Annotated in this window: 18 protein-coding genes and 1 pseudogene; 12 read left to right on the forward strand and 7 right to left on the reverse strand. The window is 36.2% G+C overall.

The genetic code is table 11. From position 1 onward, the window contains the following. Window positions 1-58: 58 nt before the first annotated feature. From LS64_RS01990 to LS64_RS02015, 6 genes and pseudogenes are all read left to right on the forward strand, one after another. Window positions 59-1,078, forward strand: coding sequence for a toxin-antitoxin system YwqK family antitoxin (locus LS64_RS01990; protein WP_034571012.1), 1,020 nt, complete (start codon window positions 59-61; stop codon window positions 1,076-1,078). A gap of 139 nt (window positions 1,079-1,217) precedes the next feature. After that, window positions 1,218-1,922, forward strand: coding sequence for an amino acid ABC transporter permease (locus LS64_RS01995; RefSeq protein ID WP_034571015.1), 705 nt, complete (start codon window positions 1,218-1,220; stop codon window positions 1,920-1,922). After that, window positions 1,915-2,586, forward strand: a pseudogene (locus LS64_RS02000) (amino acid ABC transporter ATP-binding protein); the annotation flags it as partial. The gene LS64_RS01995 and the pseudogene LS64_RS02000, both read left to right, overlap by 8 nt. A 319-nt stretch (window positions 2,587-2,905) precedes the next feature. Then, on the forward strand, window positions 2,906-6,412 hold the full coding sequence (locus LS64_RS02005) for an efflux RND transporter permease subunit (RefSeq protein WP_052062395.1): 3,507 nt from the start codon (window positions 2,906-2,908) through the stop codon (window positions 6,410-6,412). An 18-nt stretch (window positions 6,413-6,430) separates the two neighbouring features. Then, a complete protein-coding gene (locus LS64_RS02010) occupies window positions 6,431-6,715 on the forward strand; it encodes a hypothetical protein (RefSeq protein WP_118988381.1) in 285 nt (94 codons plus the stop codon). Between the two features lie 140 nt (window positions 6,716-6,855). Continuing rightward, complete coding sequence (locus tag LS64_RS02015) at window positions 6,856-7,656, forward strand: hypothetical protein (protein WP_034572072.1); 801 nt, start codon at window positions 6,856-6,858, stop codon at window positions 7,654-7,656. A 146-nt stretch (window positions 7,657-7,802) separates the two neighbouring features. On the opposite strand, the gene LS64_RS02020 is transcribed toward LS64_RS02015, so the two are convergent. The 5 genes from LS64_RS02020 to LS64_RS02040 form a co-directional block, all read right to left on the reverse strand. Beyond that, window positions 7,803-9,053, reverse strand: a complete 1,251-nt coding sequence (locus LS64_RS02020; protein WP_034572074.1) for a TolC family protein — start codon at window positions 9,051-9,053, stop codon at window positions 7,803-7,805. Between the two features lie 30 nt (window positions 9,054-9,083). Next, the gene (locus LS64_RS02025; protein ID WP_034572076.1) at window positions 9,084-9,404 is read right to left on the reverse strand and encodes a CiaD-like domain-containing protein; all 321 of its coding nucleotides are present in this window, start codon (window positions 9,402-9,404) and stop codon (window positions 9,084-9,086) included. Continuing rightward, complete coding sequence (locus LS64_RS02030) at window positions 9,395-9,682, reverse strand: tetratricopeptide repeat protein (RefSeq protein ID WP_034572078.1); 288 nt, start codon at window positions 9,680-9,682, stop codon at window positions 9,395-9,397. The genes LS64_RS02025 and LS64_RS02030 overlap by 10 nt, the downstream gene beginning before the upstream one ends. A 50-nt stretch (window positions 9,683-9,732) precedes the next feature. After that, window positions 9,733-10,551, reverse strand: a complete 819-nt coding sequence (locus LS64_RS02035; RefSeq protein ID WP_034572080.1) for a DUF5718 family protein — start codon at window positions 10,549-10,551, stop codon at window positions 9,733-9,735. Between the two features lie 134 nt (window positions 10,552-10,685). Next, a complete protein-coding gene (locus tag LS64_RS02040) occupies window positions 10,686-11,159 on the reverse strand; it encodes a chemotaxis protein CheX (protein ID WP_202391511.1) in 474 nt (157 codons plus the stop codon). A 192-nt stretch (window positions 11,160-11,351) separates the two neighbouring features. Here LS64_RS02040 and LS64_RS02045 point away from each other — a divergent pair, with 192 nt between their 5' ends. Beyond that, a complete protein-coding gene (locus LS64_RS02045; RefSeq protein ID WP_034572081.1) occupies window positions 11,352-12,152 on the forward strand; it encodes a ferritin-like domain-containing protein in 801 nt (266 codons plus the stop codon). 32 nt (window positions 12,153-12,184) lie between these two features. Here LS64_RS02045 and hemH read toward each other — a convergent pair whose 3' ends face one another. Next, complete coding sequence (gene hemH, locus LS64_RS02050; protein ID WP_237416252.1) at window positions 12,185-13,150, reverse strand: ferrochelatase; 966 nt, start codon at window positions 13,148-13,150, stop codon at window positions 12,185-12,187. Between the two features lie 205 nt (window positions 13,151-13,355). Between hemH and LS64_RS02055 the strand changes: the two genes are divergently transcribed. After that, window positions 13,356-15,875, forward strand: coding sequence for a hydrogenase small subunit (locus LS64_RS02055; RefSeq protein ID WP_237416253.1), 2,520 nt, complete (start codon window positions 13,356-13,358; stop codon window positions 15,873-15,875). A gap of 5 nt (window positions 15,876-15,880) precedes the next feature. On the opposite strand, the gene LS64_RS02060 is transcribed toward LS64_RS02055, so the two are convergent. After that, window positions 15,881-17,065, reverse strand: a complete 1,185-nt coding sequence (locus LS64_RS02060) for a WlaTC/HtrL family glycosyltransferase (protein ID WP_118988380.1) — start codon at window positions 17,063-17,065, stop codon at window positions 15,881-15,883. A gap of 476 nt (window positions 17,066-17,541) precedes the next feature. Between LS64_RS02060 and LS64_RS02065 the strand changes: the two genes are divergently transcribed. The 4 genes from LS64_RS02065 to hypD all read left to right on the forward strand — a co-directional run bounded on the left by LS64_RS02065 (window position 17,542) and on the right by hypD (window position 22,539). Continuing rightward, window positions 17,542-18,207, forward strand: coding sequence for a LysE family translocator (locus tag LS64_RS02065; protein ID WP_034573671.1), 666 nt, complete (start codon window positions 17,542-17,544; stop codon window positions 18,205-18,207). 29 nt (window positions 18,208-18,236) lie between these two features. Continuing rightward, complete coding sequence (locus LS64_RS02070; RefSeq protein ID WP_237416254.1) at window positions 18,237-20,369, forward strand: lytic transglycosylase domain-containing protein; 2,133 nt, start codon at window positions 18,237-18,239, stop codon at window positions 20,367-20,369. 128 nt (window positions 20,370-20,497) lie between these two features. Beyond that, the gene (cheP, locus tag LS64_RS02075) at window positions 20,498-21,355 is read left to right on the forward strand and encodes a cheVAW transcriptional regulator CheP (protein WP_081948395.1); all 858 of its coding nucleotides are present in this window, start codon (window positions 20,498-20,500) and stop codon (window positions 21,353-21,355) included. Window positions 21,356-21,423: 68 nt separating this feature from the next. Continuing rightward, on the forward strand, window positions 21,424-22,539 hold the full coding sequence (gene hypD, locus LS64_RS02080; RefSeq protein ID WP_118949269.1) for a hydrogenase formation protein HypD: 1,116 nt from the start codon (window positions 21,424-21,426) through the stop codon (window positions 22,537-22,539). Window positions 22,540-22,550: the final 11 nt, after the last annotated feature.

A 22,550-nucleotide genomic window follows, 5' to 3' on the forward strand; every position in this document is an offset into this window, starting at 1 on the left:
AGCTCTTTAAAATCTTAAAGGTGAGTTTATAAAAGCATAGAATCTAAAAGGAATGGAATTGAAAAATACATTAAAGTTAATTTATGTAATATGTATTTTGATTTTTTTTAGCATGGATTTAGTAGCAAAAGTAAGCGAAAATGAATGCTATTTACCCATGATATCTTGCAATAATGATAGTCTAGAATGTAAAAAGCAACAAGGTGTTTATGGCGATTTTCAAAAAATGATAACATCAAGCATAAATCCGCTTGAATACACTAGTTATGTTAATATGAAAAGTGATTATGATAAAGAAACAACGCACACTAATAGGGAGGTATTTTTTAAACAAGAAACGTTAGAGATTGATGGTAAAGATGTGTTATATGGATTATCTTTTTATGATGACGGACTACAAGTATCATTAGAATGTAAAGAGCAAAACTGCACTAAAAAGGCTTACAATAGCGATGGTAATCTGCAATATGAGGCAAACTGCGTATCTGGGGTAAATAATGGACCGCAAAGATTATATAATTGGCAAGGAATGCTATTCTTACAAATAGATTATAATAATGGCAAACCAAATGGCACGATACAATCTTATAATAATAAAAAAATATACAAAGCAGAAATCAAAAATGGTAAATTAAATGGGAAAATACATATCAATGGTGTGTTTTTTTGCTGTGATGGTGGTGAGAGCAGAACGTTTGTGGCGGAAGTTAATAATGGGAATATTATATTTTCGCAATTAATGCATTGCATTGATGAATGCTTTAATTCACGATTTAAACTAACTCACTTTAATGCTAATGGTACATTTGATGGTGTTATAGAATCTGATTATTATTTCGCACAGATTAAGGATAGCAAAGTATCTAAATTTAAGATAGCTTATGAAATAGAGATTGATGAAATGGAATATGAGCATGTTAAAACTTGGCTTACTGGTGGCTTTAATAACAAGGGTGAAAGAAATGGTGAATGGATATACACTAGCGTTGTGTGGGATGAGAGCATAGGCAAAACAATTAAGAAACTAAAGCGGCACGAAATATATATAAATGGGGTAAAAACTAAGATTCTAAAATAAGGTTATATGATTTATGGAATCTTATTTAGTCGCACAAAGATTCTTTAGAAAAATTGAAGTCAAAGATTTTGTTTATTCTGCTAAAATTTCTTTAAATTTTAGATTCTTTCTTAGAATCTCACCCAAAAGGACTTGAACTTTGCAAAACATCTTCAAACTTCTAGTATTTTTCCTTATCGTTGGGCTTGGGCTTTATTTTACCTTTCCTTATGAGATTAGCAAGGGGGATTTGGACGCGACCTTTAAGAGTATCGGCACGACTTTTATCCTTACTATCGGGGGCGTTTCTATCGGCATTGTCGTGGGCTTTGCGTTGGCGTTTTTGCGGCTACTTAATATCAAGATTCTAACCTTTATCATTGATGAATACATCGATATTATGCGTGGGACGCCCATTATGATACAGCTTTTCATTTTCGCGTATGTGGTGTTTGCGACTTTGAGTGATAATTTTTTGGCTGCCCTTGTCGCGCTTGGGCTAAACTCATCTGCCTACATCGCTGAGATTATCCGCGCTGGTATTAATAGCGTGGATAAAGGGCAGCTAGAAGCCGCGCGTGCTATGGGCTTAAATTTCCGCACGAGCATGCAAGAAGTCGTATTTCCACAGGCGATAAAAAATATCCTGCCAAGCCTTGCTAATGAATTTATCGTGCTTTTTAAGGAGACGTCAGTTGTGGGCTTAATAAGTGTGAATGACTTGACCTTGCAAAGTAAGTCGCTTCAGGCACTGCTATATAATCCTACGCCGATAATCTTTGCTGCGGTGATTTATTATGCGTGTGTGAAGGTGTTTTCGTGGCTAGCACAATTGCTAGAATGGGAGCTAAAAAAGCATGATTAAGGTTGTAAATTTATGTAAAAACTATGGCAATTTGCGTGTATTGCAGAATCTAAATTTGGAGATAAAGCAAGGCGAAGTAGTCGCAATCATCGGTCCTAGCGGCAGTGGGAAAAGCACTTTTTTGCGTTGTTTGAATCTCCTTGAGACGCCTAGCAGCGGGCAGATTCTAATCGATGGAGATGATATTATGTCGCGTAATTGTGATATTAATAAAGTGCGTGCGAAAGTTAGTATGGTTTTCCAGCATTTTAATTTGTTTAATAATAAAAATGTATTAGAGAATCTTACCTTAGCGCCGATAAAAACGGGACTACTAAGTCGCGATGCTGCAGTGGCTAGGGCGCGTGAATTGTTAAAAAAAGTTGGTTTAAGCGATAAAGAAAGCGTAAAGCCTAGCCGTCTAAGTGGTGGGCAAAAGCAACGCATTGCTATAGCGCGTAGCCTTTGTATGAATCCAAAAGTGATACTTTTTGATGAGCCTACAAGTGCGCTAGACCCTGAAATGGTTGGCGAAGTGCTGAATCTAATGAAAGATTTGGCAAAAGAAGGTATGACAATGGTGGTCGTAACGCATGAAATGGGCTTTGCCAAAAATGTCGCTAGCCGCATTATCTTTATGGAAAAGGGCGAGATTTTGGTAGATTCTACCCCTGCTATCGCCTTTAACACGCATTCTACTAACTCTGCTGTTGCATCTAATACAGCAGATTCTAGCTCTACTGCTTCATTTAATGTAGTAGATTCTAGCCCTGCTGTTGTATCTAATATAGCGGATTCTAACCATGTTGTTGCATTTGACACAACGGATTCTAGCCCTTCTGTTGCACCTAATACAACCGCAACCAACCAGCCACCAAACCCCCGCCTAAAAGAATTTCTAGATAAGGTGTTAAATCATTAGAATCTGCTAATAATTTATTGATAATATTAAAATTAGATTCTATAATTTTCATTATAATGTTAGATTTAAAAGGTTTTAGAACGTGAAATTAATTGAATATAGTGTGAAAAATCCCGTTGTGGTCTTTGTTGGCGTGATATTTTTGCTGCTTTTTGGGTATTTGGCGATTATGCAGATGCCTTACTCGCTTACGCCTAATATTTCGCGTCCTACGATTAGTATAAATACGACTTGGGCTGGGGCTACGCCTTATGAAGTAGAAAAAGAAATCGTGCAACGTCAAGAAAAATTCCTAAAAAATCTACCAAATCTAATTTCTATGACTTCAAGCAGTCGCGAGGGCGTGGGCGTTGTCTCCTTAGAGTTTGAAGTAGGCACTGATATGAAAAAGGCAATGCTAGATACTAGCTCTAAACTTAGCGAAGTGCGTGGCTATCCTAGCAATATTGATAATCCTGTGATACGCTCCACTGGTGAGACAATCGCGCCTGTGGTGTATCTTTTTGTCAAATCAGATTCTAAACAATCTGTGCGATGGAGCTACACTTACCTTTATGAAGATATTGTGAAACTTTATGAACGAATCGATGGCGTAGGAATGGTCGATATTTTGGGTGGTGTGGCAAAGCAAGTCGAAGTGATATTAAACACAAAGCAACTAGCTTTCTACAATATTACACTTGATGATGTGATTTCTGCTATGCAAGCACACAATGTAAATGTCTCCGCTGGTAGCCTTGACTATGGGCAAAGGGCGTATAGAGTGCGAACTATCGGGCTATATGAGAGTAGCGAAGATGTGTATAACACGATTGTAAAAACGGATAATAGCCAAGTGGTGTATTTACGCGACATTGCAAATGTGATAAACACTTATGAGCTGCCAAAAGTGCCTAATATCCATAATAATGATGAGACGATTTCGCTGCAAATTCGCCCTACGGCTGAAGCAAATGTGCTTGAGCTAATCGATAAAGTGCGGAATCTTACTAATGAATTGAATGCGAAACAACTGAAAGAACATCATTTGCATATTGACTGGGGGCGCGATTCTGCTGGGTTTATACAAGATGCGATTGCTCTTGTAAAGCATGATATAATTTTGGGAATCTTACTTGCGGCGATTGTTTTGTATGCGTTTTTGCGTAACTTTTCAAGTGTGTTTGTGGTGAGTGTGATTATCCCTATTTCGATTTTAAGCTCTTTTATTTTATTGCAAGGGATGGGGCGCACTTTGAATGTGATTTTACTTGCTGGGGTGAGTTTTGCGGTAAGTATGATAATAGATTCTAGCATTGTAGTCGTGGAGAATATCCATCGCCATCACTCTATGGGTAAGCGAATGTTTGAATCTTGCATTGATGGGACAAAGGAAGTGCTGGGTGCGCTCTTTGCTAGCACGATTACTACCATTGGCATTTTTATCCCTATTATCGGGCTTAAGGATGAAATAGGGCAGCTTTTTAGCGATATTGCTTTGGCGTCTAGCTCGGCTTTATCGATTGCTTTAATTATTTGTCTTTTGGTCGTGCCATCGCTATATTATTCTTTGGCTAAATTTTTGGCTAGGAGAAAAGATTCTAAAGATTCTATGGAATCTAATTTGCAAGATTCTAAAATAGATTCTAAGAATTTAGAGAATCTAGATTCTAAAGAAGAATCTAATAATTTACAGAATCTAGATTCTAACAATGTCAAAGATTCTAACAACCTATCGCCCGCCCACCACCCTATTAATGAGAATGCCACCCACCGCCCTATCGATGAGAATACCGCAGACCACCCTATTAATAATGAAGATTCTAAAGATTCTATAACCCACAAAATAAATTCCCTTTTTAACACAATGACGACAAAATTTCACAATATAAAACAAACCATAGAATCTAAAATCACAAATAATAAAAAATTACAAAATCTAATACCAAAAATAAAACGATATACTAGATTCACTAAGTTTTATCTAAAAAAGTTTAAAATTTTAGTAGATACCACATTTATAAATATCGGCGTATATTTTTATAATAAAATCGTTAAGATTCTAACTATCTGCTTAAAATCCGCTAAAAATAGAATCTTATGCGTTTTAGGCTTTGTCGTGGTTAGCTTACTTATCACGCTGCCCTTTATCCCAAAGCTAGACTACTTGCCAAAGGGCAGTCAAAACTTCCTAGTCGCCTACATCCAAGCCCCAAATGGCTTAAGCTATGAAGAACGCTCAAACATCATAAACGCAATATACGACTACAACGCACCATATATGCTAGCCAACGGCTTTAAAGGTGATAAAGAATACCCAGCCATCCGCGACTTTTACATATCTGGCGGAACTACTAGCATTTATTTTTATGAAATTAGTGCCGACCCAAAGCGAGTAAAAGAGCTAATGAAACTAATGCAAGCTAGCATTGATTCTGTGCCAAATATTAGCGGGAGTGTCGTAGAACAGGGCATTTTCTCAAGTAGCGGAATAAGCGAAAATGTGGAAGTAAATATCATAGGCGCGGACCTAGATTCTATGCTAATATCAGCAAACTCATTTATGGAACTAGCAAAAGAAAATCTTAAGGGAGCGCGCATTCGTGCGTTTCCGTCTTTAGATGTAAATAATAGAGAGATAAATCTTTACCCAGATATGCGTTCCTTAGCGGTAAATGGGCTAAATGTCAAAAGCTTTGGCAATATCGTGGATGTTATTATCGGTGGTAAGAAAGTTGGCGATTTTAGAAACGCAGATGGGAAAATAATCGACTTAATGCTAAGTAGTGATAATACAACGCAAAGCCCTGAAGATGTGTTGTATAGCCAAATCTATGCACCAAGCGGGCAAATCGTGCCACTCTCAAGTCTAGCTGATATTCGCCAGGATATAGGCTTATCGCAGATTCGCCATTACGAGCAGGATAGAAACATTTTATTTTATATAAATCCGCAAGATTCTATGAGTTTGCAAGAAGTGATTGCTACGATAAATAATGTGATTGTGCCAAAAATGCAGGAGCTAAACACGCTAGGGGAAAATAAAATCGCCATTAGTGGAAACGCAAATAAGCTGCATAAACTAGCAAAGCATTTAAGCGGTGGGTTTTTACTTGCCTTAATTATCACATATTTGCTTTTAACCGCGTTATATGCGAACTTTTTTTATCCTATTATTATCATTTTTACCATTCCTTTTGCACTGACTGGTGGCTTTTTAGGCTTGGCGTTTGTGGATACTTTTATTGCGCATCAAAATTTGGATGTGCTGACTATGCTAGGCTTTATCATTTTGGTTGGAAGCGTTGTCAATAACGCGATTTTGATTGTGTATCAAAGTTTAATTAATCTGCGTGAATATAAAATGAATGTGTATGATAGCGTCTTTAATGCGACTACTTCGCGTATCCGCCCCATTTATATGAGTATGCTAACTAGCATCCTAGCCCTAGCTCCTTTGATTTTTTCAAGTGGCGCAGGTAGTGAAATCTATCGAGGTTTAGGCGCTGTAATTGCCGGGGGCATTCTAATCTCTACAATTATTAGCATATTTGTAATTCCCTCGCTACTAATCTTCGCCCTAAAACCACCAAACACGCAAGTGGTTTAGAATCTAGTGAGAGTAAAAATGAAATTAAGCTATAAAAAGTTTGTAATTTTAGGCATTTTGGTCCCTTGTGTAAATTTATTATTGCTAATATTATTGCTATATATTTATGACCCACTGCAAGTTTTCCACAAGCCATTTTTTAGAGAAACAACTTTTTTAAGCGATATGCGCGTGCAAAATCGCGGAATAATAAAAAACTATGACTTTAATAGCGTCATTTTAGGCACATCAATGCTAGAAAATACTCTGCCAAAAGATGCAAATGAAATACTAGCATATAACACATACGGGGGGGGGGGGTAAATCATAACTTTATCCCTAAAAAGTTAGGAAATATAGAATCTAATTTAAAACGAGATTCTAAAAATCATCATAAAGATTCTAACAAAACACAAAATTTAGATTCTAATAATTCACAAAAAAATCTTTGGGTAAATTTATCAATGAGTGGCTCTAGCTTTAATGAAAGAGCAGTTGTATTAAAATATTTACTAAAAGAAAAAGTTATAAATAATGTAATTTATTCGCTTGATTGGTTTGGATTTAGCGATGAAAATGTTATTGATAGTTTTGATTTTTTGTATATTGATGATTCTATAAAAAATATTAGAATCTATTTTAATCCGCATTTTATAACTTGTGCATTAAGTTGGAATCTAGATTTTAAATGTGTAGGTAAAAAATATGATATTTACGCAGATTCTATGAATTTTTGGATGAATGATTATAAAAAATATTTTGGCAGCATTAAAAATTATTTACAAAACCCTGAAAATATAAAGGAATTAAAAAAACCAAAAGAAAAAATAAATATCATAGAATCTAAAAAGATAGGCAAAAAATTAGTCGATAAATATGTGCTAAATATTATGAAAAATAACCCACAAACGCAGTTTTACCTTCTTATTCCTACGACTTCTAGGCTTTATTATAAGCTAAAAGGAGATGTATTTTTAAAATCTTGGCAGCAAAATATTAGATATGTTGTTAGCGAATGTGAGAATTTGCAAAATGTTAGAATCTATGGCTTTGATGATTTAGACTATGCTGATAATATCGCAAACTACAAAGATTCAAGGCACTATAATGTCAATATGAATCTTATGCAATTAAAAGCAATCGCCAACCAAACGCACATTTTAGATTCTAAAAATATAGAATCTTATTTGCAAACTATGCAAGAAAAAATAAAAAACTATGATATATCTCCGCTCATAACTGAAGTAAATTTGCTTAAGCAATAAAAAAAGCAAAAATAGATTCTAAGGATTACATAAAAATAGAAATTTTAGAATCTAGATTCTATAAGTTCTATATCTGTTAATAAAACCAAACTCATACATTCTTAAGAGCATCTTATCTAATCTTAGATTACATAAAGTTATAGAATCTAAAACCTAAGATTTTCTAAATATTGAATGCGGGCGACATTTGTAGCGATGTCATATCGCGCATTAACAAGCGCACTGCGGGCATTTGTAAGCAGCAGTTCCGCATTCAAAAGCTCAATATAATTCGCAATATTTTGCTGATAGCGATTGCTAACAATGCGGTAATTTTCCTCAGCCTGCGTTAGTGCGAGTTTGGCATAGTTTAGCTGCTCTTTTGCGACATTTAGGCTATTTAGCAGGTTAGAAACCTCGTTATTTATATCCTTTTTTAAGTCGCTCATTTGCGAATTTAGGGCGAGTGCGTTTGCGCGCCTACTTTGCATATTAAAAAACGATGAGTAGCTATCTATGAGATTCCACGCGACATCAAGACGCACTTGAGACTGCAGCGTAGAATTGACTACAGCGGTGCTTGCGCCCGTTAGATACCAGTATTTTGACGCGTTTAGATTTAGCTGCGAATAGAATCTTCCTTGTGCGATTTTGTTATCATATTCGTTACTTTTTAGCGATAAAGTTATAGCTTTCACCTGCGGATTGTTAGAATATATAGAATCTAGTAACTTATCTTTTTCATAACTTATCTCTTCTTTTACTTCTATATCTTGTAACTCATTAGAATCAATAGTTACACCACTAAGCTTTTGCAAAATGTCAATATTATACGCCAAATCAACCTGCACGCGCGTTAGCTCAATCTTAGCATTTGCTAAATTTACCTCCACACTCAAAGCCGCACTCTTATCGCTAATGCCGTGAATATAAAACTGAGTCGCCTGTTTTAGCTGGCTCTCAAGCAGTTTTATGGACTCATTTGCAATTTTTAATGCCTGTTTATTTTGCAGGATTTTGATGTAGGTAAGCTTGGTGTTTAGGACGATGTCGTTTTTATTTTGCTCCAAATTGTTCTCATTTATGGCAACATTCACGCCCGATTTTTTGTAGGTGTAAAAGTCCTGCATACCATTAAAAAGGTTCATTTGACCGGTGATATTTAGCGTATTTGACGAAAAGGCAGTGCGATTTGCCGGGGCGCGATAGTTGTAAGTGTAACCAAAAGTAACACTCGGCATAAAAAGCGTGTGATTTGCGGCTCTTGCAAACTTGCTAGATTCTACCAAATGCTCTCTACTTTCAAGCTGATAGCTGTTTTTTAACGCAAGTTCAATCGCCTTTTCAAGCTCCAAAGCGTGCAGATTCTGCGTTAAAAAAGCTAATGATAAAATAAAAAAAATAAAAACTTTTTGCATTGTATTGACCTTTAAAGTCTATGGTATTATTTATCCATTCCGTTTATCAAGTGCCTCAAGGCGTGAGTCAATTAGGGCTAGTTGAAATTGCAAAAAGCCCAAAATCAAGTCTAACTTAGCACTTGCCTGCACTTCCTTGCTATCTTTCAATAAATCATCCGCACTCAAATTATCAATCCACAAATCATTATTTTTCAAGCCCTCAAACAGCACGAAAATGCGCTCCTTAAAGCTTTGCAAGAACTCGACCTCGCCTGTATTTATCCCGATATTTATATCCTTTGAGCCCTTCTCATCGACACTATTTTCAATCTCATTTAGCGTCTGCAGCACGACATCTTTTAATTCCATTTGCTAAACCATCCTATTAATTTTCGTGGATTTTCGCTAAAAATTTCTAATTTTTGCTCGACACTTCGCATATTCATATTTCGCGTGATTAGCTCACGATTTTTGCGATGTTTTACCATCATTTGATTTGCTTTAATGCCGATTCTAGCTTCTTTTAGCACGCTTGCATCAAGCTTTTTAGAATCTTTTTCTAAGACCTGCTCAAAGCACATAATTGCCTCGCCACTCTTGCCCATCATCTCGTAAATATAGCCTAATGTTAGTAGTTTTCTACTCATTTTTTATCCTAATTTTAAATGTAATTTTATATAAAAAATTAAAAAACGCCCTACTCCACCATTTGCCTTACAATTGAAGCGTGTTTTAGTCCTGTAACACCCGCACTTATAAGCTCTTTTATTTTTTTATTATCATAAATTTTATGATTATACGCCACAATGCAGACTTCATCACCCGGACGCAAGAAACGCGTTTCAGCAAAATGCGTATAGCTAGTAGCCCCGATTGCAATCAAAAACTGACGCGGAAAACCTGCCTTAGCTATCAGCTCGCGCAAATTCTCCAAAACTGCAAAATCCTCCTGCGTATTAAATTTCTTAATTATCCATTTCATAAGTTTTTGGTAAAAAAAGCTGTAATTTACTAACTTTGCATTATCACCATATTGATGTATCTCGCCATCAAAAAGTAGAAACGAAGTAAGCGAAAAATCATCGCAAATCCCCCCTTTTTCAAACTTATCAAGCTCAATTTGCTTGCCATAGCCCTTTGAAGCGTGCGAAAAATTCTTTTTTTGACTAATCTTACTAGCATTAGAATCATTTCGCACCGAAGTATCATCAAACGCCATAAAATGCGTAGGTTGCAGGGTTTTCACAAGCCCATTTTCATACTCGACATTACACAAAAGCGCGATTTCAGGCTCGGCTTGCACATGCAAACTCTTGTCCTGTGGCAGCATAATTCTTTGCCTATCAATACAGAATCTGCCCAAATAGTCGCTATTTTGCGGGATATAAAAAGGGAAAATGCCCTTTGGCGCGCCCTCTTCGTCACTTGCCACATCGGCAAAGTCGCCACTCTCACCTGCTTGCTCCAAATGATTAGCAAAATTCCCCGCCACGCCAAAACCCATAATGTCCTTCATAACCACACTCCTTAAATCTTCCCATATTCAAAGATAAATAAGTATTAATTTTAATCTTTTAAAACAACAAAATGTTAAATTTTTCCACACTTAATTTTATTTTTTGAATCTAGATTCACATAATGTAACAATTTTCAGTCAAACATAGCGATATTACAATACCCACTGCTTGACAAAATAAATGAAAGATTATAATTTTTACACTTTTTAAGGTTGGAAAAATAAGGCGTGGAAATCTTAAAATGGATATTTTCTTCTTGTGCTAGCACCTTTGCATGCCCTATGGTAAGGTTTGCGAGTTCCTTTGACATATCAATCATAGAGCCCAAACTCGGCTTATTTTCAAACAAAAACTCAACGCACATTATTTTCAAAAATTCCTTATTAAAAACAAACAAAAATTTAATAGTTTTTTCATTATTAAAAGTGATGTCAATTTGCGTTGTGTAGCCACGTTTTATGTGGTGCTCGGAGTCTTTTGGCGTTTGATTAATACTACCCTGCACTATTTCTATAAAGCTTTTTTTAACGATTGAAGTGATATTTTTATATAAATTATTGTTAGAATCTGTCGTAATAGTGCTATTTTGCGTGGTTTCATTTGGCATTCTTTCTCCTTTATTTATCGGTATAATTATAGCATAATTCGTTTTTAAAGGCTTTATTTTGATAGATTTGCAAGGGGTAATTTTAGAATCTATTGTGTTTCTAATATTAGCATTTTTAGCTATAATTATTATGAAATTTGTAATAAAAGATTCTAAAAAATAACGAAAATTATAGAATCTAAAGGAAAATAAATGGAATTTTTCACCGCCGTTTTTAATGCGCTAACTTCGCAAGATATAGAATCTAAAAAGCTTTTGACAAAGAAGATTCTAAGCGATTTTGATAATTTCTCATTTAACCACGATAGTGAGATTAAAACGCTTAAAAAGCCCAGCTACACGGCATTTTGCAAGGTTATCCACCCTACGCGTATCACGCGGATAAAAGAGCCAAATAGCGATAAAAGTCTCGCAAAACTGCTCCATAGTATCGCTCACATCGAGTATAGTGCGATTGATTTAGGGCTTGATGCAGCGTATCGTTTTCGGCATTTGCCGCGTGAATATTACCTAGATTTTGCGATTTTGGCGTGTGAGGAGGTGGCTCATTTTAGCCTTTTAGAGTCCCTGCTACACGAGCTTTCTTCGCATTATGGCGAGTTTGCTGTGCATGATAATTTGTTTAATGCGATGCAAAAATCAACGACTTTGATTGATAGGATGGCACTCGTGCATAAGGGCTTGGAGGCGTTAGGGCTAGATAGCAATCCCTTTGTGGCACGCAAAATCGCGCACATAAATCACGCTCTAAAGCCGCAGATTCTAAACACGCTAGAAACCATTTTAAATGATGAAATAAAGCACGTAAGTAAGGGCGTAAAGTGGCTAAAATACGCGCAAGAATGCGAAAATGATACGCGTGACATCGCTACTATTTTGGCGAATTTCAGCGAGTTTAATCTAATCGGCAAAGTGCCAAACACACTAGCGCGTCTTAAGGCTGGCTACACGGCTAAGGAGATAGAATCTTTGCAAACACTGCGTGTAAAATAGAATATGTTTGTATTTGTCAAAACACTATAACCCTACCCTACATGCAAAGATTCAATAAACTCAATGAAGAGGTCGCTGTCATTTGGGCATTGACATACGATAAATTCGCGTTTGCCATGCGTTGTTTCATACTCAAGGTGCAAGTCGCGATAAAGCATATCAAGCTCAAAAAGCGTCTCACTATTATCAATGGTAAAACTCAAAGGATACACGATAATGTTAGAATCTGCATTCGCGCGGATTATAGAATCTGTGTTTGGACCTAGCCATTTTACAGGACCAACCTTGCTTTGATAGCTTAAAATCACATCTTTAAAAACCACGCCTTTGTCACGTAAAGCAGTGACAATCAATTCGCGCGTTTTCTCACATTCACTCTGGTATGGGTCGCCCTTTTTTACGCGGCTAAGCGGGATTGAATGTGCTGATAAAATCAATATAAATTCACTCGCCTTAAAGCCTTGCATTTTTCTTAGAATCTCGCTTATTATGATATTTATAAAGCCGCTATGATGGGAATATCTATCAATTATCTGCACTTTTGGCGTGTATTTTAGGGCTTTAAGCGCGTCCGCGGCATCCTTAAATGACGAAAAAGTAGTCGTGCTACTATACTGCGGATACATGCTAAAAAGGCAGATTTCCTTAATCCCTTTATCCATAATATCACGAAGCACGTCAGTTGCAAATGGCGGGACATATCGCATAGCATAAGTGTAGAAAACTTCACTATTGCGGCTTTGCAGCTTTTGAGTTAGAGAAAAAGTCTTTGGCGTTAAAGGGCTAGAACCACCTAGCTTTTCATAGATTTTTTTACTTTTATTTGCACGAGAATTAACAATCATAGAGCCTATAACCCCACGCATAACGCCATTTTTCACACTCAAAATGCAAGGGTCAGCAAACATATTTTTTAAAAAAGATTCCACTTCATTTAGGCTATTTGGACCGCCCATATTTAGCAAAATCACCGCTTTTTTGTATTTTTTATCGTGCATATTTTTCCCTTGCAAAAATATCATTTTTGGACTAACAAAATTTACAAAATTCTAACAAAATATTGACTAATTTTATTCACTAATAAATATAATTAAAATCTTATTTTTATAATTTTATTACTTTAAAATAAATAACATTTTACCCAAAAATGTTAGAAATTAGCTATACTTTCTTATTATTAGTGCGTAATGAAAGGGGATGGTGATGATTGTTAGTGAGATTAATACAGATTCTATCAAAAATATTATGCGAGATTCTAATATTAGTGTGGCTGAAAAGATTGCCCTGCGGCTGCAAATGCTAAGAGATAAGCCCAAATTTAGCGATTTGTCAAGCCAAGATTCTATACAATGGATTAAGCAAAATTTAAGTTTAATCGGCGTGCCTACAAGCGGGACAATTACGCTTCAAAACATTGAAAATACAAAAATAGATTCTATAAACACGAGCGAGAAAACTCCAAACATAGATTCCATAAACAAAACCGACAAGATTCCAAACGCCAAAAATACCAACACAAACGACAAGATTCCAAATACAGATTCTATAAAAACAAACGCCCAAAACGCCGATAACCACGCAATAGAATCTACAAGCAACGCAACCGCCAAAATAGATTCTATAAATCCCAACAACACAACCACACAAAAAGACATCCTAGAATCCTGCATCGAAATCCTAGAAAAAATGGCGGATATGAAAGTGATTTGGCTGCATTTGCAAGAATGCACAGGCTGCAGTGAGAGCTTTTTACGCACGGAATCTCCTAGCTTTGAGGTGCTGATTTTTGACCTTTTTAAGATTGTCTATCACGATTTAGTGATGGCGCCAAGCGGTCATGGCGCGGTGCTAGACCTTGAATCTGCCGCTAAAAGCGAAAAGTATGTCCTGCTAGTTGAAGGCAGCGTGCCGATGGACTACGCCGCAAACTACATCACTTTGGGAAATCGCAATGGCTTTGAGGAGGTTAGCCATTTGATTAAAAATGCGGAGATTGTCTTTGCAGTAGGCACTTGCTCTAGCTTTGGGGGCATTCAAACCGCTTACCCAAATCCTACGAACGGACACGCCCTAACCGAGCTTTTTAATCGCGAGATTGTCAATATTCCGGGCTGTCCGCCGAGTGATAAAAATGTGATGGCGACTTTGATGTATTATTTTTTGTTTGAGTGTGCGCCGCGTCTTGATAGCCTGAAACGTCCGCTGTGGGCGTATAATAAGAGCGTGCATGATTTGTGCGAACGCAAGAGTTTTTTTATGAGCGGCGATTTTGTGGAAAGCTTTGATGACAAGAATTTGGCAAAGGGCTACTGCCTTTATAAAGTGGGCTGCAAGGGTCCATATACCTATAATAACTGCCCGAAAGTGAAATTTAACGCAAAAACTAGCTGGCCTGTGCAAGGCGGGCATGGCTGTATCGGGTGCAGTGAGCCGAACTTTTGGGATAATTTTGGCAATATTGAAAAGCCGCTAAGCAATGATAGTTTTTTTATTTTGAATACGGCGTTTTTGGGGCGAAATGATAGAATCCCGCATATTAGGGAGTTTAAGACGACAATTTCAGGCTCGATTTGGAGTAAGGATTTTGAAGATTCTAAGGTGCTTAGCACAGGCAAGGCATCTTGTGATTTTGGTGGCGATTTTCATAATATTAATGGGATAAAAGTTATAGAATCTAGTATTTTAGATTCTAAAGATTATTTATCTTTTGTGGATTTGCATAATGTGGAAAATAGCATTTTGCTTGATTTTAGTGAATCTAAAAGTTTAATTCTTCGACAAGCAGGAGATTCTATTACAAAATTATCAAATTTCTCCTTTGAAATCAATCCAAAATTAGTCCTAAAAAATTATGAATCTAAGAATAAACAAGGCAAAAAGTTATATGAAAACTACAAACGTGTGTTAGCAAATAATTATAGTTTTTTGCAGAATCTAAGCGAAGATTCTAAGATTAGTTCAAATTTATTTGATATTTTCTGCTTGTTTTATGTGATTTTGTGTGATAATGTCGTGGGGTTAGAATCTATGTTGAAAGATTCTAAAAATCCTAACTTTATAGAATATAAGTTAGAAAATTCCAAAGATTCTAATAATGAAAATTCTAAAAATACCAATTTTATAGAATCTAAGTCTCAAGATTCAATAGATTCTAAGAATACAGATTCTAACTTGCAAGATTCTAAAACTTGCGAAAATTCTAACTTTATAGAATCTAAAATGCTTTTTAACCCTGCGATTTTAGAGCAGTTTTTCCGCCACGCACACCACTTTAAGTTTCCATATATTAGCGAGCTAAGTAGCAAGTTTAAGGGCGCAGATTCCATAAATATCGACACAAACAAAAGCCTTAGTTTAGCTATGGCTTACACTATCGGCGGGCTTGATAGCTTTGGCGTGTGCTATAGCATAATGTGCGACACTTTTAACGCCCTTTGCGAGACCTTGCAAGGCATTTTAGATTCAATGCAAAATGCGAATATAGAATCTAGCACGCAAAACACCGCAGATTCTAAAAATAGCAATTTAGATTCCAAAAATATTACAGAATCTATAACTTTAGATTCTAAAAACTTACAAAATTCTAACAACATAGAATCTAACAAAGATTCTAAGAGCGCCCTAATCTTACAAGGCAAAATCTTTGAATCTAAACTTATCCAAAGCCTTATAACAAAAGCCTTTAGTAACACAAAAATACAAATTTTTATATTACAATACTAGATTTATTAGAATCTTTTTTGAAATATTTTTTCAAACAAAATTTTAATCTCGTAATAGCGTTTTTGGGTGCTACGTTTAAATCGGCGGATGAGTTTTCTTAAGGCACTGCCGCTAATGTGCGTATCTTGCATATATTTTAGAATCTGCTTTTGGTTTAGGGTCTTTTTAACGATTGTGAATTTGCGTGTGCTAATATTTTTGCGAATAGATTCTGGCATAAAATAAAAAAGTGCATCAAACCAAGTCGTATCCCAAAGGACATTAAAATCCTGTGGAAACTCCCTATACAACGACATTTGTAGCCCCTGGTCATCTGGAAAAATAGCGTGCGACAAACATTCATTATAAACCTTTGTCATTTGTGCGTTAAAGTGCCGCCACGCCGCAGTGTTGCCATAAAGCAGCCCACCGATTAAAATATGTGGATTATACCCATCGATTATACCATTTGCAAAAATATTCATCTTAGAATCTTGTAGGACATCTTGCGGTGTGAGCGTGAAATTAAACTCATTTGCCTTATAAAAAGTGCCATCTCCGCCGTGATTAAATCCAAAGTCAAACCAAAGAAGATTGCGTGTAATGTGATTTTTGCTAAGTGGATTAGTGATAGAATCTAGAATAAAGCAGCTTTTGCAATACATTAGATAGCTATAAAGGGCGTTAAGGGGGATTTTATTGCGTTTAGATTCTATGTTTGCGTTAGAATCTTTGTTTGTATTAGATTCTAAAATACTAGATTCTATAACTTTAGATTCTATATTATTATGATTTTTAGAATCTTTAAGGCTATTTTGAGCGTGGAAAATGTTAGCAATTTTTGCATATTCATTTGGCGCAATAGAATCTAGGCTTTTTTGAATGATAATTGTTATAGAATCTGGGGCTTTTTTAGCCCTAATTTGCTTTATTTGCTCGGCAATTTTTGCGTTTTCACAATAGATTATAAAAGTGTTTTTAAGAGCCGCATTAAAGGCGAAATAATCGATATATTTTTGACTGCTACGCCCTTTAAACTCATGTGTTAGCTCATAAAAGGCTGTGATTATGGTGATTTCTTGGGCTTTTTGCGTGTCTTGTAAATGCGTGGGATTGATAGAAACTTTAAAATTAGATTCTATATTTTTAGAATCTTGCTCTAACGGGGGGGGGGGGGTAAATATTAACGTGTTAGAATCTTTTGCATTCATTTTCTCTCCTTTATTTCAAAGGCTTTATTATATTGAAAAATTGTGTTTTATAGAATCTTTTTTGCGTATTTTGTGTAATGGTAAAAATTATATTTTTTAGAATTTTTATAGAATCTAGATTCTAAATTTTAGTATTTTTTGTAAGATTTGTGTTATAATTGCGATTGTGAGGCAATCGCGACCCTTTTGTGGAGTAAAGCGGCTTCACAAAAGGGAATAGTCTCACAGAAAGGAGGCTATGAAAATGTTCAAATACTTTGTTATTATAGCAATTATTTGTATATTTGCGACAAGAATGTATTAAAATCTTAATTTTTTGCATTTTGCAAGTTACAAAATTGCTAATAAAATAGGGTAAGCATTAAAGCGTGCTTACTCCTTAAGATAAAGTATTTTCCCTTTGCTTTAAATAGTATATAAAAGTTATAATACTGCAATATAAAATTCCAAAAAATGTTTTCAATAAGGTTTGTAAGGTGGATTTTACGTATTTGTTTTTGGTGGCTTTTGTTGGGGCGGTGACGCCTGGACCTGATATTTTGCTTGTGATAAATAGCACGTTAAAAAGTGGGGTTTTGGCTGGGTTAAAAGCGTTGGCTGGGATTGCCACAGGGTGGCTTATATTTTTAAGTGTGATTTATTTTGGGCTTAGTTTTATTTTTAGCGGGGAAATTATGCAGGTTATTTTAAGCCTTGTTGGTGGGGCTTATTTGCTTTATATTTCTATTCTTTTAGCAAAGTCAAAACAAGAAAAAGTTATAGAATCTGTAACTTTAGATTCTATGCAAAATTTAGATTCTAAAAAAACTATAGAATCTAGCATTTTAAATTCTAAAAATATCAATAATCCTAATTTTTATATTCGCGGATTTATAGTCAATATCTCAAATCCAAAAGCAATATTATTTTTTAGCGTCATAATCGCCCCATATATGCAAGGTGGCGATATTTTACTAAGCCTTATCGTGCTATTTTTTTCCCTTGCTAGCGGGTTTTTAGGCGTGATTATTTTATGTGCGTTTTTTCGCAAATTCATAAATGATAGAATCTTTTTTATCATAGATAAAGTGTGTGGCGTGATATTTTTTTTATTTTCAATCTATTTATTTATCAATGCTTTTAACATCTTAAAATCATTTTAGATATAATACGCTTTTGTCAAAGGAGAAAAATGAAATTTTTTGTGTTGGTTTTTTGCGTGGTTGGGGGGGTTTTTGCGGATAGTATTATTGATTTTGGTAGCTCAAATGTTACGCGTAAGAGTGATTTGGATGCTGCCTTGCGTGAAAGTAAGAATGAAGATAATATTATAGAATCTAATACTAAAAGTGGCATAAAGTTAGAAAAATCAAAACAGACACAGAATCTAGATTCTATAAATTCTAATAAAAATACAAATTCATGGAATCTAGATTCTAAAAATACAATAGATTCTAAAAACGCAAATTCTAAAAACGCCATAGATTCTAAAATACAAAATCCTAAAAACACGCAAGATTCTAAAAACGTGCAAGATTCTAAGAATACAAATCCTAAAAACACGCAAGATTCTAAAAACACACAAAATTCACAAAATACAAACTCTAAAAACACAATTTCCAAAACCACATCACAGAATCTAGATTCTAACAAAACAGATTCTAAACAAGAGCCCCAAAGCTTTAAATCTATGCCAAAGCCAACTAACGTGCAGGATCTAAAAGGACGTGACTTTTTCAATTACTACATAAAAGATAAGCCAAAGGGCATCGTTCGCGACTTTTACATCTGGCAGTATTTGAGTGAAAATAAGCTAGATAGCAAGCAAATTAACGAAGTTTATAAAATGCTAAATGCCAAAAATCCGTATTTGCGAAAAGTGCTAAATAATCTTGGCAAGACTGAGAAGCTACCGCGTGATATGGAGTGTGCTAAAATGGCGGTAAAAACGGCTTTGAAAGCCGAAGATAGCTGCCTTATAATCTCGGTAAAAAATCACTTGGCTGCTTTTAAAACGCTGGATAAAGCAACAACTGATTCAGTGCTTAAAAAAATAAAAAACACCCACAAGGATACCGCGCGCGCCATTGAGATTTTGCAAAATGCAAACCGCACCACCGCCCTTTTTAAAGAAAACTCAATCGTGTTTAATATGGTTTATCACGCCCTAAGTAGCGATGAAAAGCATAAAATCACAACACAGAATCCAGCCGAAGATTTTAAACGTTTGAGCGAGTATAAAACAAATGGATTCTATATTTTGCTAAATAACGCCATTTTAAGTAGCAATTTGAAAAATATAAAAACCCTACTTTTAAAGGCGGATATTAAGGAAGCTCCGCATAATACGCTATTTTTGCTTGGCATTAATGAGTTGCGTTTTGGCGATAAAACAAAAGCGATGAATTATTTTGAAAGGGCTAAAAAGGCGACAAGTTTGGGCTTTTTTATTGATAGGGCGACTTTTTGGCAGTATATGCTAAGCAAAGATTCTAAGTATTTGGACGCTTTGCTAAAGAGTAAAAATGCGAATATTTTTAGCATTTTTGCGTCTCAAAAAACGGGGAAAAGCCCGGGATACACGATAATTAGCACGCTTCCTAGCCTTGCACTTGATAATCCGCCCTTTGATACAAAAGACCCTTATGTGTGGCAAAATATTTCAAATACGATGATAAATTCTAGCGACCCTATAAAGCTTGCCAAAGTCGTGCCTTACTTTTCGTATAAAGACACGATGCCGCATCTTGCGTATTTGATGCAAAAGATTGATAAATATGCGACTAATTATTACATTACGCCTTATGAGGGGCTAATAAAGTGGAATAGTGTGGAGGAGCAAAGCTTCACATTTGCGATAGCGCGCCAGGAGAGCTACTTTATACCGACTTTGATTTCGCGCTCTTTCGCACTAGGAATCATGCAGATTATGCCAGCAAATGTGAAGCCTTTTGCTAAAGAAATGGGGCGAAGCGATATTGAGTATAACGACCTTTTTGACCCGAAAACTTCGCTAGAGATGGGGCGGCATTTTTTAAATGTGCTAAAGCGGCAATTTAAACATCCGCTATTTGTGGCGTATTCATACAATGGCGGTCCCGGATTTTTGAAAAGATTGCTAGATAAAAACGAGCTTTTTTTAAAAAATCGCGATTATGAGCCATGGCTTAGTATGGAGCTAGTGCCAAATGAGGAATCGCGTCTTTATGGGCAACGTGTACTAGCAAATTTTATCATTTATGAGAAACTCTTTGGCAAGGAAATAAACTTGGAAAATTTGTTGAAAGAAACGCTTATTTACCACAACGCGAATATTACAAAATAAAAAAAATAAATTTGTTTTCGTAACATTAATTTTTTAAATATATCATTACGATTTGTAATTGCAAAACGCGCGTAATTTTATGTTATAATAAAAGATTTAAAAATATTAGAACTTAAGAGGGATTGACCATGATGAATGAGCTTTTGGATAAGACCATTGAGAATCTGCCGCCATTGCCTGAGACCGTGATTAAACTTCGCAGCTACATCGATGGCGCAGGTAGCGAGGTGCGGATACAAGAAGTGGTTAATATCATCTCGCAAGACCCGCTTTTGACGGCGGATTTACTGCGTTTGGCAAACTCTCCTTATTATGGTTTCTCCCGCGAGATTTCCACGATAAATCAGGTCGTTGCCCTGCTTGGCGTGACAAATATCAAAAATATCGCCATTGCAAATTCGCTAAAGGGCAAGCTAAATGTGAATGTCGCGCCTTATGGGCTTGATACGCCGACATTCCTGCGGAAATCTAGCGAAGAGGTCAATTTTATTACCGAGTGGCTAGGCGAGGAGGATAAAAAGCTAAGTCAGGAGCTTGTGCCGTGTGCGATGCTTATGCGGCTTGGGATGATTTTATTTTCGAGTATGCTTATCCAGCAAAAAAAGGATAAGGAATTTTTGGAGCTTATTAAGCAAAATAATTATAAAAATATTAGCTTTGTTGAGAATGAATTTTTTGGCACAGACCATCTTAGTTTTTCTGGCTTTTTGTTTAATTATTGGAAGTTTGATGAGGATTTGATAGAATCTTTGGCATATATTACCGCTCCGCACGCGGCAAGTGACCATGTGAAAAAAAATTCGTATGCTTTGGCTATTGCAAATCGTGTATTTGAGCCTTATGAGGGTGGGAATCCTTACAATATGCACGAGGCAGTAGCTCTTATTCAAGAAGCAGCAACGCAAGGCATCCGCTTTGATGTAGAAAAATTCAAGGAAAAACTCCCCCACCAAGCCCTTATAAACTTGCAGATGAAAGTTGAGTAGATTAACATAAGATAATCATAAATTGCAAAAATATTATAGAATCTTACAAAACCACAAAGAAGCACAAAATGGGAAACATCAACGATTTTATCAATCCATATCGCGACAAAAATAGCATACAAGCCCTAAGCAAAAAAATAAACGCCCTTGCAAATGAGCTAAAAGAGCCTATTTTTATGATGGAGGTTTGTGGCGGACACACGCATACGCTTATGAAATTTGGGCTAAAAGGGCTAATAGATTCTAAAAACCTGCACTTTATCCATGGTCCTGGCTGCCCTGTTTGCATTATGCCAAAGGGGCGTATTAGCGAGGCTTACGAGCTTTCAATGATGTCAGATACGATACTTGTAACGCTTGGTGATATGATAAAGGTGCCTGGGCAAAAGGGCAGCCTTGCGGATGCGAGGGCGCGTGGTGCTGATGTGCGTTTTATTTATTCGCCCTTTGATTGCCTTGCGATTGCAAGGGAAAATCCGCACAAAAAAATCGTGTATTTTGCCATAGGCTTTGAGACGACAACGCCCATGAGCGCGGCACTTTTGCAGCGCGCAATAGATTCTAATATCACTAATCTTTTCTTGCATATAAATCATGTGCTAGTCCCCCCGCCTGTTCGCGCCATTTTGGATGATAAACGCGCTAAGGTCAATGCGCTAATTGCGCCTTCTCACGTAAGCGTGATTAGCGGTTCTAAAATCTATGAGCCGCTGGCGCGTGACTATCAAATTCCTATCGTGGTGAGCGGATTTGAGCCTGTGGATATGCTTGAGAGCATTTTAAAAATCATCACGCAACGCCTTGAAAATCGCGCCTGTGTGGAGAATCAATACTCGCGTGTGGTAAATTTTGATGGCAATCTTAAGGCACAAGAAATGGTGGCAAAATATTTTGAAATCGCGCCTAGCTTTGTGTGGCGAGGGCTAGGCGAGATTAAGCATTCTAGTTTGCGTTTGCGTGATGAATTTAGCGGGTTTGACGCAGAGAAAGTATTTAAGATTCCAAAGATAGAATCTAAAGAGAGCAAGAACTGCCTTTGTGGCGAGATTCTAAAAGGATTAGCAGAGCCAAAAGATTGCAAGGTTTTTGGCAAAGCCTGCACGCCAAGCAAGCCTATGGGTAGTTGTATGGTTAGCAGCGAAGGGGCGTGCGCCGCTTATTACAAATATGGGATGATTGTGTGAATATATTGAGT

Source organism: Helicobacter saguini, from assembly GCF_000762875.2.
Taxonomy (GTDB): Bacteria; Campylobacterota; Campylobacteria; order Campylobacterales; family Helicobacteraceae; genus Helicobacter_A; species Helicobacter_A saguini.